This is a genomic window from Nocardiopsis alborubida (genome assembly GCF_012396365.1).
GTDB classification, from domain to species: Bacteria; Actinomycetota; Actinomycetes; order Streptosporangiales; family Streptosporangiaceae; genus Nocardiopsis; species Nocardiopsis alborubida.
The window spans coordinates 208,702-225,460 of record NZ_JAAXPG010000005.1 but is presented as its reverse complement, the minus strand read 5'-3'; the positions used below and the strand labels follow the sequence as shown (position 1 = coordinate 225,460).

15 protein-coding genes are annotated in these 16,759 nt (G+C 73.2%); 9 read left to right on the top strand and 6 right to left on the bottom strand.

Annotation, left to right across the window (positions count from 1 at the left end):
* The first annotated feature begins 75 nt into the window (after window positions 1-75).
* The 6 genes from HGB44_RS32680 (at window position 76) to HGB44_RS07455 (ending at window position 7,906) form a co-directional block, all read left to right on the top strand.
* Window positions 76-1,599: a glycerophosphoryl diester phosphodiesterase membrane domain-containing protein gene (locus tag HGB44_RS32680; RefSeq protein ID WP_061080392.1), complete on the top strand. Its 1,524-nt coding sequence runs from the start codon at window positions 76-78 to the stop codon at window positions 1,597-1,599.
* Window positions 1,596-2,219, top strand: coding sequence for a DUF4129 domain-containing protein (locus HGB44_RS07475; RefSeq protein WP_061080393.1), 624 nt, complete (start codon window positions 1,596-1,598; stop codon window positions 2,217-2,219). The genes HGB44_RS32680 and HGB44_RS07475 overlap by 4 nt, the downstream gene beginning before the upstream one ends.
* A complete protein-coding gene (locus tag HGB44_RS07470; protein WP_061080394.1) occupies window positions 2,216-3,430 on the top strand; it encodes a DUF4350 domain-containing protein in 1,215 nt (404 codons plus the stop codon). Before HGB44_RS07475 ends, HGB44_RS07470 begins: the two co-directional genes overlap by 4 nt.
* 58 nt (window positions 3,431-3,488) lie before the next feature.
* Window positions 3,489-4,472 (top strand): AAA family ATPase, encoded by a 984-nt coding sequence (locus HGB44_RS07465; RefSeq protein ID WP_061080395.1) that lies wholly within the window; start codon window positions 3,489-3,491, stop codon window positions 4,470-4,472.
* A complete protein-coding gene (locus HGB44_RS07460; protein WP_061080396.1) occupies window positions 4,472-5,776 on the top strand; it encodes a DUF58 domain-containing protein in 1,305 nt (434 codons plus the stop codon). Before HGB44_RS07465 ends, HGB44_RS07460 begins: the two co-directional genes overlap by 1 nt.
* Before the next feature lie 66 nt (window positions 5,777-5,842).
* Window positions 5,843-7,906 carry a tetratricopeptide repeat protein gene (locus HGB44_RS07455; protein WP_061080397.1) on the top strand — a complete coding sequence of 688 codons (2,064 nt, stop codon included), beginning with the start codon at window positions 5,843-5,845 and terminating at the stop codon, window positions 7,904-7,906.
* 126 nt (window positions 7,907-8,032) lie between these two features.
* On the opposite strand, the gene HGB44_RS07450 is transcribed toward HGB44_RS07455, so the two are convergent.
* Window positions 8,033-8,230 carry a DUF397 domain-containing protein gene (locus HGB44_RS07450; RefSeq protein WP_082768341.1) on the bottom strand — a complete coding sequence of 66 codons (198 nt, stop codon included), beginning with the start codon at window positions 8,228-8,230 and terminating at the stop codon, window positions 8,033-8,035.
* Between the two features lie 44 nt (window positions 8,231-8,274).
* A complete protein-coding gene (locus tag HGB44_RS07445; RefSeq protein ID WP_061080398.1) occupies window positions 8,275-9,279 on the bottom strand; it encodes a stage II sporulation protein M in 1,005 nt (334 codons plus the stop codon).
* 163 nt (window positions 9,280-9,442) lie between these two features.
* On the opposite strand from HGB44_RS07445, the gene HGB44_RS07440 reads away from it, so the two are divergent.
* Entirely contained in the window at window positions 9,443-10,300 is an 858-nt protein-coding gene (locus tag HGB44_RS07440) for an RDD family protein (protein ID WP_061080399.1), read from the top strand.
* 75 nt (window positions 10,301-10,375) lie between these two features.
* Here the strand turns inward: HGB44_RS07440 and ahcY (HGB44_RS07435) are convergent, their stop codons facing one another.
* Both ahcY (HGB44_RS07435) and ahcY (HGB44_RS07430) read right to left on the bottom strand, forming a co-directional pair.
* Complete coding sequence (gene ahcY, locus HGB44_RS07435) at window positions 10,376-11,638, bottom strand: adenosylhomocysteinase (RefSeq protein ID WP_061080400.1); 1,263 nt, start codon at window positions 11,636-11,638, stop codon at window positions 10,376-10,378.
* 191 nt (window positions 11,639-11,829) lie between these two features.
* On the bottom strand, window positions 11,830-13,266 hold the full coding sequence (ahcY, locus tag HGB44_RS07430; RefSeq protein ID WP_061080401.1) for an adenosylhomocysteinase: 1,437 nt from the start codon (window positions 13,264-13,266) through the stop codon (window positions 11,830-11,832).
* Window positions 13,267-13,394: 128 nt separating this feature from the next.
* On the opposite strand from ahcY (HGB44_RS07430), the gene HGB44_RS07425 reads away from it, so the two are divergent.
* Both HGB44_RS07425 and HGB44_RS07420 read left to right on the top strand, forming a co-directional pair.
* Window positions 13,395-13,805: a MerR family transcriptional regulator gene (locus tag HGB44_RS07425; RefSeq protein WP_061080402.1), complete on the top strand. Its 411-nt coding sequence runs from the start codon at window positions 13,395-13,397 to the stop codon at window positions 13,803-13,805.
* A 95-nt stretch (window positions 13,806-13,900) separates the two neighbouring features.
* Window positions 13,901-15,046 carry a hypothetical protein gene (locus HGB44_RS07420; protein ID WP_061080403.1) on the top strand — a complete coding sequence of 382 codons (1,146 nt, stop codon included), beginning with the start codon at window positions 13,901-13,903 and terminating at the stop codon, window positions 15,044-15,046.
* 4 nt (window positions 15,047-15,050) lie between these two features.
* Here the strand turns inward: HGB44_RS07420 and HGB44_RS07415 are convergent, their stop codons facing one another.
* Both HGB44_RS07415 and HGB44_RS07410 read right to left on the bottom strand, forming a co-directional pair.
* Window positions 15,051-16,424, bottom strand: coding sequence for a protein kinase domain-containing protein (locus tag HGB44_RS07415; RefSeq protein ID WP_061080404.1), 1,374 nt, complete (start codon window positions 16,422-16,424; stop codon window positions 15,051-15,053).
* A 141-nt stretch (window positions 16,425-16,565) separates the two neighbouring features.
* Window positions 16,566-16,742, bottom strand: coding sequence for a Trm112 family protein (locus HGB44_RS07410; protein WP_013154764.1), 177 nt, complete (start codon window positions 16,740-16,742; stop codon window positions 16,566-16,568).
* Window positions 16,743-16,759 lie beyond the last annotated feature (17 nt).

The following is a 16,759-nucleotide window of genomic DNA, read 5'->3' as shown; positions in this document are numbered from 1 at the left end:
GTTGGTTTCCCAGAGGCCGAAAACCGCGGAAGTGTGCTCGCGCAGCGTAACCGAACCCCATGGAGGGCGGGGCAGATGACCCAGGAGGACGACCACCGGGACACGTCGGGGAACCCCCCGGACGGACCGGACGGCGGCGGGGCTTCCGAGGCCGTTCCCCCGCCCGCGTCCGGCGGTTGGGCCGCCCCGGGCCAGGAGGGTCCGCCCTCCGCCTCCTCCACGCCCTCCGGTGGGCAGCCGGGCTCCGCGTCCGCCGGGCAGGCGCCCCCGGGACAGCCGGGCTTCGCCCCTCCCGAGCAGGCGTCCGGGTACGGGCAGCGGGGGTCCGACGGCGGTCAGGCGCCCTCGGGACAGCAGATCGGATACGGACAGTACGGTCAGCACGCCTCCGGTCAGCAGCCGGCCCAGAGCGGCGGGTACGGACAGCCGCCCGCGTACGGACAGCCGCCGGGCTACGGACAGCACGGCCAGCAGGCGCAGTGGCAGCAGTCCGGCTACGGCCAGCAGTCAGGTTACGGACAGCCCGGATACGGAGCACAGGCCGGATACGGCCACCAGCCCCCGTACGGGCAGCCGCGCGCTCCCAAACCCGGTGTGGTCGCGCTGCGGCCGATGACGCTCGGGGACATCTACAACGGGGCCTTCAGCCTAATCCGCAACAACCCCAAGACCACCGTCGGGCTCACGCTCGTCGTCATGGCGGTCGCGAGCATCATCAGCTCGGTCGGCTTCAGCGGCTACATGTCCGACTACGGGGCCTTCGTCGACCAGGTGATGTCCGACCCCGCGTCGGTCGACCCCGACGACCCGTTCCCGTTCAGCGGCTGGTCCCTCGCCGCCGCGTACGGCGGCGGCCTGCTGACCCAGGCCGGGATCATCCTCGTCACCGGCCTGCTCACGGCCGTGGTCGGCATGGCGGTCCTGGGCCGCAAGCTCGGCCCGCAGGAGGCCTGGGCCGCCGTGAGGGGCCGGATCGGGGCCGTCGTCGGACTGGCTCTGCTCCAACTGCTGATCTTCTTCGCCCTCTCCCTGGTCATCATCGTGGTGGGGTTCGTCGGCCTGTTCCTGGGCGTCTTCGTGGCCGTCTCGGGCAGTCAGGGCATCGGAATCACCATCGTCATCGCCTCGGTCGTGCTGGGCCTCGGCGGCGGCGTCGCACTGGCGGCCTGGATCTACATCCGCATCTACTTCGCCATGCCGATCGTGGTGCTCGAACGCGTCGGGGTGGGCGCGGCCCTCGCCCGCTCCTGGCGTCTCACCCAGGGCAGATGGTGGCGGACCTTCGGCATCTGGCTGCTGGCCTTCGTCCTGATGGCTTTCGTCAGCAGCATGCTGAGCACGCCCTTCGCCATCCTCTCGGCGGTCTTCATCCTCGTCGCCCCCGGCGCGGCCTGGGCCGCGGTCGCCTCGGGAGCGGTCATCTACGTGGGGAGCGTCATCGCCTCCGCGATCACCACGCCCTTCACCGTGGGCGTGAACACCCTGCTCTACGTGGACGCGCGGATGCGCAGCGAGGGCCTGGACCTGAAGCTGCACCAGGTCACTCAGGCCGGCTACGAGGCGGGCCCGGAGATCTACCTGCCGGAGCCGCGGACGTGAGGGCACCCGCCGCCGGGGAGGTGACCCGCGAGGAGGGGCAGCGGCGCGCCGTCGAGGAACTGAGCGACCCCCTGTACGGGGAGCAGGAGCCCTCCCTGTGGGACCGCTTCCTCTCCTGGCTGGAGGAGCTCCTCTCGGGTCTGGTCTCCGACGCGCCGGGCGTCCTCAGCGGCTGGACGATCCTGGGGCCGCTGCTGGTGGTCGTAGCGGTCCTGGTGGTCTGGCTGGTCTTCTGGCTGCGCCCGACCCGGAGCCGTCGCGCGGGCGCGCCCGTGCACGAGGGCACTCCGATGTCGGCGACCGACCACCGGGCCGCCGCCGACCGGCACGAGAGCGCCGGTGAGTTCGCCGCCGCCGTCACGGAGAGGCTGAGGGCCATCAGCGTGGACCTGGAGGAGCGGGCGATCATCACTCCGCGCGCGGGGCGCACCGCGACCGAGCTGGCCGCGGAGGCCTCCGCCGTGCTGACCGCGGAGGCCGAGGGGCTGAGCGAGGGCGCGCGGATCTTCAACGACGTGGCCTACGGCGACCGCCCGGCGACCGCCGACTCCGCGCGCCTCCTGCGCGAGCTGGACACGCGGCTCGGGGCCGCCCGGCCCGCCGGGAAGGTGAGCCGATGACGGCCACCATTCCCCCCGCCGCCCCCCCGCGCGGCGCCGGCCGCGCGCCGTCCGGGGAGGGCTCGCGCGCCCTGCGGGTGTGGCGCTCGGTCCGGGTCCCGGCCGCCGTGGTGGCCGCGCTCGTCACGGTCTCGGTGCTGCTGTCGCTGGGCAGCGAACAGTTCCCCACGGGCCACCTGGAGCCCGGTTCCATCGCCCCGGACGGCACGCGGGCCCTGGTGAACGTGCTGGAGGAGGACCGCGACGTGCACGTGGTGCGCTCGTCCTCCGCCGCCGAGGAGGCCGTGGCCGACGCCGGGGACGACACCGTGCTCGCGGTCTTCATGGACCACAGGCTGCTCCCCGAGGAGCTGGAGTCCCTGGCCGCGCTCGACGTGGACACCGTCCTGGTGCAGCCGTCCACGCAGTCCCTGGAGGCGTTCGCCCCCGGGGTGACGATGACCGGCCGGGAGGAGCCCGAGGGGTTCCCCACGCCGGAGACCCCCTACGCCCCCGAGTGCGGGCTGTCGGCCGCCGAGGCCGCGGGCGGGGCCTACGTCGCCGGTGAGCTGTACACGGCCGGGTCCGGCACGGACGCCGTGGGCTGCTACCCGGGCGGGAGCGGCGACGCCCTGGTCCAGGTGGGACGGGGCGGGGCCACCACGACCGTGCTGGGCACCGGCAGGCCGCTGACCAACACCGCGCTCTCCAGCGGAGGCAACGCCGCGCTGGCGATGAACCTCCTGGCCGCCGAGGACGTGGTGTGGCTGCGTCCCGACCCGCCCCAGCAGGAGGGCGGCTCCAGCCTGTGGCAGCTGCTGCCGCTGGGCCTGCGCTGGTCCCTGGTCCCGCTGGTGGCCGCGCTGGCACTGCTCGCCCTGTGGCGGGGGCGCCGGATGGGCGCCCTGGTGCCCGAGTCGCTGCCCGTGGTGGTGCGCGCCTCGGAGACCACCGAGGGGCGTGCGGGGCTGTACCGGTCGCGCAGGGCCCGGGACCGGGCCGCGGCCGCGCTGCGGTCGGGGTTCCTGGACCGGGTCGCGCCCAAGCTCGGGCTGGGCGCGGACGCCGCGCCCGACGCGGTCGTGGCGGCGGTCGCCTCGCGGACCGGTGACGACCCCGCCCACCTGCGGGCACTGCTCCACCCCGAGTCCCCCGACCCGTACGCGGGCGACGACGACATGCTGGTCAGGCTCGCCGACGAACTCGACGAGCGCGCCCGGAGGCTCCGGTGACCCTGAGCCGCGGGGACCAGCGACCGACCACTGAGGTATCGAGAGAGGTAGACGGCACGTGAGCGCCTTCACACCCGAGGCACTGCCATCAGCCGACGAGGCGCGCGCGGCCCTGGTCGCCCTGCGCCGCGAGGTGGCCAAGGCGGTCGTGGGCCAGGACGAGACGGTGACCGCGATGGTCGTGGCGCTGCTGTGCCGCGGCCACGTGCTGATGGAGGGTGTGCCCGGCGTCGCCAAGACGCTGCTGGTGCGCACCCTCGCGGCGGCGCTGTCCCTGGACCACAAGCGGGTGCAGTTCACCCCGGACCTGATGCCGGGCGACGTGACGGGCTCGCTGGTCTACGACCAGCACACCGCGAAGTTCGAGTTCATGGAGGGGCCGGTCTTCACCAACCTGCTGCTCGCGGACGAGATCAACCGGACCCCGCCCAAGACCCAGGCGTCGCTGCTGGAGGCGATGGAGGAGCGCCAGGTGACCGTGGAGGGCAGGCCGTCCGCGCTGCCCGACCCGTTCATGGTGGCCGCCACCCAGAACCCGGTGGAGTACGAGGGCACCTACCCGCTGCCCGAGGCCCAGCTGGACCGGTTCCTGCTCAAGGTGACCGTCCCGCTGCCCGAGCGGGCGGCCGAGGTGGAGATGCTGGGCCGCCACGCGGCCGGTTTCGACCCGGGCGACCTGGTCGCGGCCGGGGTGACCGCGGTGGCGGGCGCGGCGGAGCTGCGCGCGGCCCGGCTGGCCGTGGAGCGGGTGCGGGTGGCGCCCGAGGTGCTGGGCTACATCGTGGACCTGTGCCGGGCCACCCGGCAGTCGCCGTCGCTCCAGCTGGGCGCGTCCCCGCGCGGTGCCACGGCGCTGCTGCGCACCAGCCGTGCGTGGTCGTGGCTGTCGGGCCGCGACTACGTCACCCCCGACGACGTGAAGGCGCTGGCCAAGGGCACGCTGCGGCACCGGATCGCGCTGCGCCCGGAGGCCGAGCTGGAGGGGGCGACCACCGACGGAATCCTGGACGGTGTGCTCGCCTCCGTCCCGGTGCCGCGCTGATGGTGGTCACCGGCCGGGCGGTGCTGCTGGCGCTGGCGGCCACGGTCGCGGTGGCGCTGTCCGGTCTGATCGGCGCCGCGGCCGCGGCCGCGGCCCTGGGCGTGCTGGTGGTGCTGCTCGCCTTGGACGTCGTGCTGGCGGCGAGCCCCAAGGCGGTGCTGCTGTCCCGGGAGGGAGACACGTCGCTGCGCCTGGGCGACTCGGCGACGGTGTACGTGACCGTCGCCAACCCCACGCGGCGGGGGCTGCGGGGGTCGGTGCGCGACGCCTGGCCGCCGAGCGCGCACGCCGCGCCGCGCAGCCAGCCGCTGCGCGTGCCCTCCGGGGAGCGGCGCCGGGTGAGGACCGTCCTGACCCCGACGCGGCGCGGCGACGCCCGGGCCGCGGGCGTGACCGTGCGCAGCCTGGGGCCGCTGGGACTGGCGGGTAGGCAGCGGACGCTGTCCGCGCCGTGGACCGTGCGCACGCTGCCGCCCTTCCACAGCAGGCGCCACCTGCCGGGCAAGCTGTCCCGGCTGCGCGAGCTGGAGGGGCAGCACACGGCGATGGTGCGCGGGCAGGGCAGCGAGTTCGACTCCCTGCGCGACTACGTGCCCGGCGACGACGTGCGGTCGATCGACTGGCGGGCCACGGCCCGCGGCGACGGCGTGGTGGTGCGCACGTGGCGGCCCGAGAGGGACCGGCGCATCCTCATCGTGCTGGACACCGGGCGCACGTCGGCGGGTCGGGTGGGCGACACCCCGCGCCTGGACCACGCCATGGACGCGGCGCTGCTGCTGGCGGCGCTGGCGGGCAGGGCGGGCGACCGGGTGGACTTCCTGGCCTACGACCGGCGCACGCGCGCGCAGGTGCGCTCGTCGGGCAAGGGCGGCCAGCAGGTGGGCCGGATCGTGGAGGCCATGGCGCCGCTGGAGGCGGAGCTGGTGGAGTCCGACCCGGCGGGCCTGGTGGGGACCGTCCTGGGCACCCAGGGCCGGGCCCGGCGGCTGGTGGTGCTGCTGACCGACCTGAACGCGGCGTCGCTGGAGGAGGGGCTGCTGCCGAGGCTGCCCGTGCTCACCTCCCGGCACCTGCTGCTGGTCGCCGCGGTCAACGATCCGGCGGTGGAGCTGATGGCCGCCGAGCGGGGCAGCGCGGACGCGCTGTACCGGGCGGCCGCGGCCGAGCGGACGCTGGGCGAGCGGCGCCGGGTGACCGCCGAGCTGCGCCGCATGGGGGTGGAGGTGGTCGACGCCGACCCCGAGCACATCGCGCCCGCGTTGGCCGACGCCTACATCAACCTCAAGGCCCAGGGCAGGTTGTAGGACCGGGGCTTCCTGCGTCACCGTCCGGGTGCCGTCCCTCCCCGGGGCGGCGCCCGGACGTGCAGTATGGAGGGCATGACCTCTCCCCCCGGGGCCCACGGCAACGCCTCCTCCGGTGCCGTCCACGGCCAACTGCTCCAGGTACGCGACATCCACGGCGGTGTGACCCTCCAGGCGCCCGCTCCCGCTCCGCCGCCGCCCGCCGACGTGTCCCTGGACCCGCCGCGGCCGGCGACGGCCGTACGGGGACGTGAGGGGCTCCTGGAGGCCCTGGGCGGGGCGATGACGGCCGGGGCGCCGGTTCCGCACGTGCTGACCGGACCGGGCGGGTTCGGCAAGACCACGGTGGCGGCGGCGCTGGCCGAGCGCGCGCGGCGCGACGGGTGGACGGTGTTCTGGGTGCGGCCCGGGAGCGTGGCGGCGAGCATGGTCGAGGCCGCCGTGGAGGTGGGCGGCTCCCGGCAGGAGGCCGAGCAGGTGAAGGGGGCGCGGCGCCAGGCGGCCCGGTGGGTGTGGCGGCACCTGGACGCGGCGGCGCGGCCGTGGCTGCTGGTGATCGACAACGCCGACCGGCCCGAGGAGCTGGACCCGGAGAACCGGCCCGGGGACCAGCTGGGGTGGATGCGGGCGAGCCCGGGCGGGTTCGTGCTGGTGACCAGCCGGGTGGACGACCCCGCGCAGTGGGCGCCCGCGCGGGTGCACCGGATCGGGGAGCTGGAGGGGTCGGCGGCGTCCGAGGCCCTGGCCGACCACGCGGGGGCGGGCGGTGCGGCGGAGCTCGCGGGCGCGGAGGAACTGGCCCGACGGTTGGGCGGGGTGCCGCTGGCGCTGTCGCTGGCGGGGCGGATCCTGGCCACGCACCGGGTGCTGTTCCCGGACGCGCACGCGCTGCTGGCGCGGCTCGGGGAGGGCGTCGGGGCCCTGGACGAGCTGGCGGCGCCCCTCGTCACCGGTGGCGATGTCGAGCGCAGGCTGTTGTCGGGGGTGTGGGAGCTGTCCCTGCGGCTGGTGGAGGAGCGTGAGCCCAAGGCCGTGCCGCTGCTGAAGTTGCTGTCGATCTTCTGCGGGGAGGGCCGGGAGCTCCCCCTGCGTCGGCTACCCGTGTCCAGGATGAGTGGTGATCCCCTCGGTTTCCTGGACGAAGCGGAGCTGGCGCGCGCCGTGAACTCCCTCGTCGTGCAGGGCCTGGTCACGGTGGTGACAGCCCACGGAGAGACCGCGCTGCGCCTCCACCCGCTGGTTTCGGAGACGGTACGCGCCGGGTTCACCACCTCCGACCTCGCGCTGTTGGAGCAGGCGGAGGAGCTGCTCACCTGGCAACAGGATCACGACCCCTTGGTCGAGCTGACCGCCTATACCAACCTCTTGGGGTTGCGCACACAGCTCCGCGCGGTTGACCTGCCAACGTTCAACGCCAATGCTGGATCCTTCGTGCGATTGCTCATGGAGAACTCCACACAGATCAATCGCAAGCTCATCCATCTGGGGCTCACGGAGTGGGCCTACGAACAGGCCATGCAACTGTGGAGCATCGCTGAGGAGAACTACGGTCCCACGCACCAACTCACGCTCAGAGCGAGGCACCACCTCGCCGAGGCCCAGATGAACCAGGGACTCGTCGAGGAGGCTGAGATCGAGTACCGTGCTCTGTTCGAGCTCAACGGACTCCACCACGGCCCCGACCACGAGAACACCCTGGACGCGCGCTTCCAACTCGCCCTCATAGCGATCAGACGTGAGGAGTGGGGAACCGCGATGGAGGAGTTCCGTGCCGTGCTCGACGCCTGGCGCCGCGTATCCGGGCCGGAGGACGCCAGGGCCCTGGCCGCGTGGGAGAACCTGGCCTACGCCGTGATGCGCGAGGGGGACCCGGTCAGCGCCGGACAAGAGTTCCGCGAGGTCCGGTTGATCCGGGCACGCACCATGGGAGAACGACATCCCTTGACCGCCCAGGCCGACTACTACCTGGGCCGCGCCGCCTTCGAGAACGGTGACCTCAACGCCGCCCAGAGCTGGTTCGAGGCCTGCCTGAAGGTACGTGAGCAGGCGCTGGGCAAGGACCATCCCGACACCGAACGAGCCCGGGAGTGGCGGGACCGGGCCGCACGGGGTGAGCAGCCGGATCACTGACGGGCCCGCGTTTTCCACAGGCAGCGGCGCGAGCCGCCGTCGACGGCTCCCTCGGCTTACTGTGGAAACAGGGGGGTCCCACGCGACCGCCGACCTCGTGCTGCCCCGGAAACCATCCCGAGGTGGTCAGTCCGCCGCCGCACCCAGTGAACGGACCAGGACGGACCATTCCCCCCGGCTGACCGCCAGGTTCCCGGCCCGGCGCGCCGAGGAGTCACGCACCCGCACGGAGTTCCCCGTGCGTTCGAACGTCACCTCCACACAGTTGCAGCTCTCCGCTGAACTGTGGGAGCTCTTGAACCAGCGGGGCGTGTCGGGTTCCATACCCCGGATGATGCCACGGCGAAGCGCCGGGCGGGGTGGAAACCTCAGGCCACCGGGACGGCCGCGGGGGCGTTCTCCAGGTCGCCGGTCTCGCCCTCCTGGTAGGCCTTCCTGCCCACCGTGAACACGTAGACCACGAACAGCAGCTCCGCCAGCGCGCCGATGCCCAGCGCCACCGGGATCGGGATGACCCCGGCCGCGGCGTTACCGGTCACCACGCCCTCGATGAGCCCGGAGATGAGCAGCACCACCACCAGTCCCAGGGCCACCGCGATGGCGGCGCGCCCCTCCTCGCCCAGGGCCCGCATGCGGGTGCGGTCGCCGGGCGCGATGATCGTCCACCCCAGCTTGAGGCCCACTCCGCCCGCGACGAAGACGGCGGTCAGCTCCAGCATCCCGTGCGGCAGGAGCAGCCCGAAGAACACGTCGCCCTGGCCGTGGGCGAGCATGATCCCCGCGGCGACGCCCACGTTCACCGCGTTCATCAGCAGCACCGCCAGGGTCGGCAGCCCCAGGGCCACGCCGTAGATGATCGCCTGCGCCGACACCCACGCGTTGTTGGTCCACACCTGGGCGGCGAACGAGCCCCGGGGGTTCTCCATGTAGTAGTTCGCGAAATCGTGGTCGACGTACTGCGCCATGAAGTCCGGCGTGCCCAGGGCGTGCAGCACGTCGGGTTCGGACACGATCCACAGGGCGGTGACCGCCGCGATCGCGACCATGCCCGCGCTGGTGCCGATCCACCACCACCGCAGCCGGTACAGCACCGCCGGGAACACGCGGGTGAAGAACCCGCCGACGTCGCGCCACGCGGAGGCGTGCGCGCCGGTCACCGCGGAGCGGGCCCGGGCCACCAGCGCGGACAGCCTGCCCACCAGTGCCGGGTCCTGCCCGGAGGAGCGCACCACCGACAGGTGGGTGGACACGCGCTGGTAGAGCTCGACGAGTTCGTCGATCTCCTCACCGTCCAGCGAGCGGCGCCTGCGCACCAGTCGGTCCAGCCGTTCCCACTCCGGGGCGTGTGCCGCGGCGAACACGTCGATATCCACGCAAGGGACCTTATCCGTTTCGCGCGCGGTCCGGTTCGGGCGCCGGTCGCCGGGGCCCTTCCGATCCGCCCCCTCGGAGCACGCTCCCGACTCCGCTGCGAACAGCCGTCCCGCGTGCCGGGTAATGTCGGGACGACGGTTTCAGACAGCCCTGAGGGAGCGAGTGCTGGTGTCCTATCCCGGCAACGGCGACGCCCGCGCCGACGTGTACGGCGTGACACCTCTGGTCACGGGTGACGCCGTGGTCCTGGACCTGCGTCCGGCCGGTTTCGCCACCAGGGCCGCGGCCCTGGCCATCGACGCCCTGGTCCAGGTCATCGCCCTGATCGCGTTGAGCGTCCTGGTCACCTGGATCGGCAGGGACCTGGACCCCGCGATCACCGCGGCCGTGTCCCTGTCGAGCACGATCCTGATCCTGGTCGGCTACCCGGCCGTCTTCGAGACCGTCTCCCGGGGGCGCTCCCTCGGCAAGATGGCCCTGGGCCTGCGCGTCGTCGGCACCGACGGCTCCCCCGAGCGGTTCCGGCAGGCGCTGGGCCGGGCTCTGGCCGCGTTCGTGGAGATCTGGCTGACGAGTGGCGTGGTCGCGCTGGTCACGTCCATGATCAACCGCGACGGCCGCCGCGTGGGGGACTTCGTGGCCGGGACGATGGTGGTGGAGGAGCGCGGCGGCAGGCCGCGCGAGGAGGTCGTCCCGATGCCCCCGCACCTGGCGGCCTGGGCGGCGAACACCGAGTTGTCGCGGCTGTCCCCGGAGACCGCGGCGGCGGCGCGCCAGTACGTGCTCCGGTACGGGGAGCTGGCCGAGCACACCCGCCACGAGATGGGCGTCCGGCTGGCCGACACGGTGGCCGCGCAGATCAGCCCGCCCCCGCCGCCGGGGACCACCCCGCCCTACTTCCTGGCCGCCGTGCTCGCCGAGCGCCGGCGCCGCCACGAGATCGCCGCCCGCCGCTCCCAGCCCGACCACCCGCAGGGCGGCCCCCAGCAGCAGTGGCACGGCCCGTACTCCTCCCGCTGAGGCCGGGCGCCTGGAGGCAGCGGTCGCCGCGCCCGCGCTGAGCGCGAGGCGACCGGTCGGGCGCGGGTCCGCCCGTCAGGCGTGCCAGGAGCGCAGGTAGGCCTCCTGCCCCGGGGTGAGCGCGTCGATGCGCACCCCCAGCGCGGCCAGTTCGAGCCGGGCCACCTCGGTGTCGGTCTCGGCGGGCACCTCCACCACTCCCGGCTCCAGGTCGGAGGCGTTGCGGGCCAGCCAGGCCGTGGTCAGGGCCTGCACCGCGAAGGACAGGTCCATCACGGCGGCCGGGTGCCCCTCGGCGGCGCCGAGGTTGACCAGACGCCCCTCGGACAGCAGGAGCAGTCGGCGCCCGTCGGCCAGCACGTACTCGTCGGCCTGCTCGCGCACGCCCCGGTTGACCTCCACGGACCGGCCCTCCAGGGCGTTCAGGTCGATCTCCAGGTCGAAGTGGCCGGAGTTGGCGAGGATCGCGCCGTCCTTCATCAGGTCCAGGTGCTCGGCGCGGACGACGTCGCGGTTGCCGGTGACGGTGACGAACACGTCCCCGGCGGGGGCCGCCTCCTCCATGGTGGTGACGGTGTAGCCCTGCATGACCGCGTCCAGGGCCTTGACCGGGTCGACCTCGGTGACGACCACGCGGGCGCCCATGCCGCGGGCGCGCTCGGCCAGGCCCCGACCGCAGTAGCCGAATCCGGCGACCACGACCGTGCGCCCGGCGAGCAGGGCGTTGGTGGCCCGCAGGATGCCGTCGATGGTGGACTGGCCGGTGCCGTACCGGTTGTCGAACATGCGCTTGGTGGCGGTGTCGTTGACCGCCACCATCGGCAGCCGCAGTTCGCCCTCGGCGCTCATCCGGCGCAGCCGGATCACGCCGGTGGTGGTCTGCTCGCAGCCGCCCAGCACTCCGTCGAGGAGGTCGGGGCGGGCCAGGTGAGCCGTGTTGACCAGGTCGCATCCGTCGTCGAGCAGCAGGTGCGGCCGCGACTCCAGGACCGTGACCAGGTTCCGGTCATAGGAGGCCGGGTCCATTCCGGCCCAGGCGTGGACCGAAACCCCGTACTCGGTGACCAGGGCGGCGGCGGTGTCGTCCTGTGTGGACAGCGGGTTGGACGCCGCCAGCCACACGCTCGCGCCGCCCGCGCGCAGGGCCCGCAGCAGGTTGGCGGTCTCGGCGGTCACGTGCAGGCACGCGGCCACGCGCAGGCCGTCCAGGGGGCGTTCGGCGGCGAAGCGCTCGCGCACGCTGCGCAGCACCGGCATGGAGCGCTCGGCCCAGTCCACGCGGCGGACCCCGGCCCCGGAGAGGCCGAGGTCCGCCACCTGGTGGGAGGGGAGTGTCATGTGATGCCCGGCTCCTGCTTCCTTGGTCGGCTCAACCCCTGGGGGTTGCGTTCGGGCGCCCACGGGGTTCTGGAGGATCCGTAGGTGGGGCCGCGAGGAACGAGCCGTCGCACCGGAGGATCCGGAGGTTCCCGTGCCCGGGGCGCCCGAACACCGGGCGAAGCGGAGCGGAGCCCTCAGGGAGACGCTGTCTAGTAGCGGTAGTGGTCGGGCTTGTAGGGGCCCGCGACGTCCACGCCGATGTAGGCGGCCTGCTCCTTGGTGAGCTGGGTCAGCTTGACGCCGAGCGCGTCCAGGTGCAGCCGGGCGACCTTCTCGTCGAGGATCTTGGGCAGCGTGTACACGTCGGTCGGGTACTCGTCGGGCTTGGTGAACAGCTCGATCTGCGCGATGACCTGGTTGGTGAAGCTGTTGGACATCACGAAGCTGGGGTGGCCGGTGGCGTTGCCCAGGTTGAGCAGGCGGCCCTCGGAGAGCACCAGGACGGACTTGCCGTCGGAGAAGGTCCACTCGTGGACCTGCGGCTTGATCTCCTTCTTGACGACGCCGGGGACCCTGGCCAGACCGGCCATGTCGATCTCGTTGTCGAAGTGGCCGACGTTGCCGACGATCGCCTGGTGCTTCATGCGGGTGATCTGGTCGGCCATGATCACGTTGAAGTTGCCGGTGGTGGTGATGAAGATGTCACCGGTCTCCAGTACGTCCTCCAGGAGCGTGACCTGGTAGCCGTCCATGGCCGCCTGGAGGGCGTTGATCGGGTCGACCTCGGTGACGACCACACGGGCGCCCTGGCCGCGCAGGGCCTCGGCCGCGCCCTTGCCGACGTCGCCGTAACCGCACACCACGGCGACCTTGCCGCCGATGAGCACGTCGGTGGCGCGCATGATGCCGTCCGGCAGCGAGTGGCGGATGCCGTACTTGTTGTCGAACTTGCTCTTGGTGACCGAGTCGTTGACGTTGATCGCGGGGAAGGCCAGGGTGCCCTCGCGGCGCATCTCGTACAGGCGCAGGACACCGGTGGTGGTCTCCTCGGTGACGCCCTTGATGCGCTTGGCGATCTCGGTCCACTTGGTGGCGTCGCGCTCCAGGCTGGCGCTGAGCAGGCGCAGCACGACGCCCATCTCCTCGCTGTCGGCGCTCTCGGGGTCGGGGACCGCGCCCGCCTTCTCGTACTCGGCTCCCTTGTGGACGAGCATGGTGGCGTCGCCGCCGTCGTCCAGGATCATGTTGGGGCCCTCGGCGCCCGGCCAGGTCAGCGCCTGCTCCGTGCACCACCAGTACTCCTCCAGGGTCTCGCCCTTCCAGGCGAAGACCGGGACGCCCTTGGGGTCCTCGGCGGTGCCGTCGGGGCCGACGACGACCGCCGCGGCGGCGTGGTCCTGGGTGGAGAAGATGTTGCAGCTGACCCAGCGCACCTCGGCGCCCAGGGCGACCAGGGTCTCGATGAGGACCGCGGTCTGGACGGTCATGTGCAGCGAGCCCATGATGCGGGCGCCCTGGAGCGGCTTGCTGTCCCCGTACTCGGCGCGGGTGGCCATGAGGCCGGGCATCTCGTGCTCGGCGAGGCGGATCTCGTCGCGTCCGAAGGCGGCCAGGGAGAGATCGGCGACCTTGAAGTCGAAAGCCATGCGTTCCTCACTCGTGATGGTCGTGGCGCACCCGATTCTAGGGCCGCACCCCGGACGGCCGGGCGAAGTTGACATTTGACTGTCAGGTTCGCGCTCTTTGGTGGGGGACCTCGGTTAGGGTCGCGTCCATGGCCGCCCTCGACGACGCCCCGACCCCGTCCGACCTCCAGCCGCTCGGCCCCGTGCCGATCTCCGCGGCCGCCGACCGGGTGGGCACCACCGCGCGGATGCTGCGCTACCGCGAGGGCCTGGGCCTGCTGCCCCGCACCCAGGAGCAGCCCACCGGGCGCGGGCACCGGCACCGCCGGTTCACGGAGGAGGACCTGCGCACGATCGCGGTGGGCCTGGAACTGGAGCGCGAGTTCGACATCCCGCCCGCCGCGCTGGCCTTCGCCCTGCGCGTCCTGGCCGAGCCCGAGGTCCTGGCGCGGGTGCGCTCGCACGGGGAGCGGCTGGGCAGGCTCGCCGCGGCGCCCGCCCGCGCGCTGGACTTCGAGAAGCAGAAGGCGATGCGGCTGCTGCACGGCCGCCGCCCCTGACCACCCCCGGTTTACACGCCGACGCGTCCGGTAGCGGCCACAGGTCGGAGCCCGTGACAGGTTTTGGCCAACTGCCCACTGGCTACGGAAGACACGTGGATACCCTACGTTGCGGTGCGGACCTGGACCGGATTCCGGCCCTGGTACGCGAGGACCTCATGGACGTCGACCGGCTGCGGGCCATCTGGGCCCAGCACCGGCAGAGCCAGCCCCGGGAGGCGCGGGCCGCGGCGCGGCGCGAGCTGACCGGCCGCCGTGTGCGGGCGCTGGGCGGCGGACCCGCCCTGGAGGAGCTGGTGGTGTCCGCCGCGGCGGACGGGGCCTCCGGGCGGCAGTTCACCGCCGCGTTCGTCTCGGAGCTGGCCGAGCGCACCAGGAACCTGCCCGAGGACTGTCCCGCGCGCTCCCCCCGGCGCCCCGTGGACTCCGAGCAGGCGCTGCGGCTGGCGCGGGCCGCCTCGGTGCCCGCCCACCCGGTGGTGCGCGCCGCGCACACCTACGCCGAGTGCGTGGCGGTGCTGGCCGAACTGGACCCCGAACACCCCGAGGGCACGCACGCGTGGGCACTGCCGTGGCTGCTGGCGTCCCTGGTGCTGCGGCGGGCGGACTTCCCGCCGCTGCTGCCCGACCCCCTGGCGCCGCCGTGGAGCGGGCGCGACGCCGACGAGCGCCTGGCCGGGATGGTCCGCCACTTCGCGCGCCTGGTGACCGGCACCCTGCTCGGCGAACTGAGCTGGACCCCCGAGCACGTCCCCGAACCCCGCTCCCCCGTGTCGCCGCTGGCGGCGGTGACGCGCCGCCGCGTCCTGGACTACGTGCGCTCGCGCCGGGAGTCGCTGGCCATGATCCTGCGGGCGCTGGACCCCGCGGCGCGCACGTCGGTGTACTCGGGCGGGTCGGACGACTCCGAGCCCGGGACCGCCTCGGAGGTCGTGGCCCGCAACCTGCTCACCCCGGGGGCCGCGCACTGGTGGACGGCGCTGGAGCTGGCGGTGGGCGGCGCTTCCCTGTCGCTGTTCGTGGTGGTCCAGGAGGTGGGCCGCCCCCGGACGGGGGTGCTCGCGGTCACCGCGGACGCGCGTCTGACCACCGCGGAGGGTGCGCGCGACGCGCTGGGCATGTCCGGCACCGACAGCGTGACCGTGATGCCCACGGACTGCGTGGACGACCGCTGGCCCCAGGTGCGCGACCTCGTGGACGAGGCCGTGTCCCGGGCCATGAACGAGCTCACCCGGGTCTGAGCGGTCAGCCTCCGCTGACGGCGATCAGGAGCAGCACGAGCAGCAGGATCACGATGGTGATGAGCACCGCCGGGATCACCCAGCTCTGCTGGAGCACCGAGTTCTGCTCGACGGGGCGCGGCATGGGCTGCTGCGCCCCGGGGCGGGCGTAGGTCTGGTTGGGGTTCATGCCCGTGGCCATGGGGTTGCCGGCGCCGTGCAGGCCGTGGGGCATGCCGGGCGGCGGGGGCGGGTAGGCGGGGGCGCCCGGACGGGGGTTGGACGTCCCCGGGTGGCCGGGGACGCCGGGCCTGGGGTTGGAGGTGCCGGGGTGGGCGAAGCCGTGGCGGGGGTCGGAGCCCATCGGGTGCCCCGGCATGCCCGGGCGGGGGTTGGAGGTGCCGGGCTGCATGTACCCGGCGGCGGCACCCGCCTGCGGACCGCTGTGCGGCTGCTGGGGACCCGTGTGCGGCTGCTGCGGCCCGGTGTGCGGCCGGTAGGGCATCTGGGCGCCGGTGAACAGGCCGGTCTGGGCGATCTTCTCGCCCTGCTTGACGACGTCGTCGGTGGACGGAGCGGAGGCCTCGGGTCCGTCGTGGCCCAGCAGGCGCATGAGGAGCGTCTGGGCGTTGGGCCGGTTGTCCGGGTTCTTGTCCAGGCAGGACTCGACGATCGGGCGCAGGGCCTCGTCCATGTCGGTCAGGTCCGGGGGCGCGCTGACCACGCGGTGGACGACCGCCGGAACGGTGTCGGAGCCGAACGGCGCCCGCCCGGTGGAGGCGAAGGCGATGACGCAGCCCCAGGCGAAGATGTCGCACTTGTCGGTGATGCCGCGGCCCTCGATCTGCTCGGGCGCCATGTAGGAGGGCGTGCCGACGATCGAGTTGGTCATGGTGGCCGTGCCGTCGTCGATCCGGGCGATGCCGAAGTCGATGACGCGGGGGCCGTCCGGGCCCAGCAGCACGTTGCCGGGCTTGAAGTCGCGGTGGACGATACCCGCCTTGTGGATGGCGACCAGGGCGGTGGCGGTGGTGATGGCGAGCCGCTGGAGGGTGGAGCCCTTCTGGGTGGCGCCCTTGGCGATGGTCTCCTGGAGGTCCTTGCCCGGCACGAACTCGCTGACCACGTAGGGCGGGTCGCCGTCGAGCTGGGCGTCGATGATCGCGGCGGTGCAGAAGGAGGCGACCTTCTGTGCCGCCCGGACCTCCTTCTCGAACCGCTTGCGCAGGTCGCTGTCGCGCGACCACTGGTCGTTGAGGACCTTGACCGCGTACTGCTCGCCGCCGGCGTCCTCGGCGAGGTAGACGATCCCCTGGCCGCCCTTGCCCAGCCGTCCTGTCACGCTGTACTCGCCGAACGAGGAGGGGTCGCTCGGCAGTAGCGATTCGGGACCGGGCATCGGTGTCCTCCGGGAGATAGGGGTGAGAGGGCGCGCAGCACCAGGGTACGGGTTGCGGGGAACGCGGTGGTGCGTCCCGTCGTGCCCCGTTACCCCGGCGCAACCGTTATGACTGCTGGAACGCCCGGGGCGTTCCCGGTCTCACCCGATTTTTCGCGCCTCGTCGACCAGCAGGACCGGGATGCCGTCCCGGATGGGGTAGGCCAGGCCGCTCTCGTCGCAGACCAGCTCGTCGGTCTCGGGGTCGTGGCGCAGCGGGGCCTGGCTCTGCGGGCAGGCCAGGATCTCCAGCAGCCAGCCGTCGATCTTCGTGCTCATGTCCTCGTTCCTCTGCG

Excerpts from the sequence above, each read along its gene's own strand:
- HGB44_RS07415 (WP_061080404.1), bottom strand. The coding sequence starts at position 16,424 with ATGCCCGGTCCCGAATCGCTACTGCCGAGCGACCCCTCCTCGTTCGGC.
- HGB44_RS07470 (WP_061080394.1), top strand. The coding sequence starts at position 2,216 with ATGACGGCCACCATTCCCCCCGCCGCCCCCCCGCGCGGCGCCGGCCGC.
- ahcY (WP_061080400.1), bottom strand. The coding sequence starts at position 11,638 with ATGACACTCCCCTCCCACCAGGTGGCGGACCTCGGCCTCTCCGGGGCC.
- HGB44_RS07450 (WP_082768341.1), bottom strand. The coding sequence starts at position 8,230 with ATGGAACCCGACACGCCCCGCTGGTTCAAGAGCTCCCACAGTTCAGCG.
- HGB44_RS32680 (WP_061080392.1), top strand. The coding sequence starts at position 76 with ATGACCCAGGAGGACGACCACCGGGACACGTCGGGGAACCCCCCGGAC.
- HGB44_RS07455 (WP_061080397.1), top strand. The coding sequence starts at position 5,843 with ATGGAGGGCATGACCTCTCCCCCCGGGGCCCACGGCAACGCCTCCTCC.
- HGB44_RS07425 (WP_061080402.1), top strand. The coding sequence starts at position 13,395 with ATGGCCGCCCTCGACGACGCCCCGACCCCGTCCGACCTCCAGCCGCTC.
- ahcY (WP_061080401.1), bottom strand. The coding sequence starts at position 13,266 with ATGGCTTTCGACTTCAAGGTCGCCGATCTCTCCCTGGCCGCCTTCGGA.
- HGB44_RS07460 (WP_061080396.1), top strand. The coding sequence starts at position 4,472 with ATGGTGGTCACCGGCCGGGCGGTGCTGCTGGCGCTGGCGGCCACGGTC.
- HGB44_RS07410 (WP_013154764.1), bottom strand. The coding sequence starts at position 16,742 with ATGAGCACGAAGATCGACGGCTGGCTGCTGGAGATCCTGGCCTGCCCG.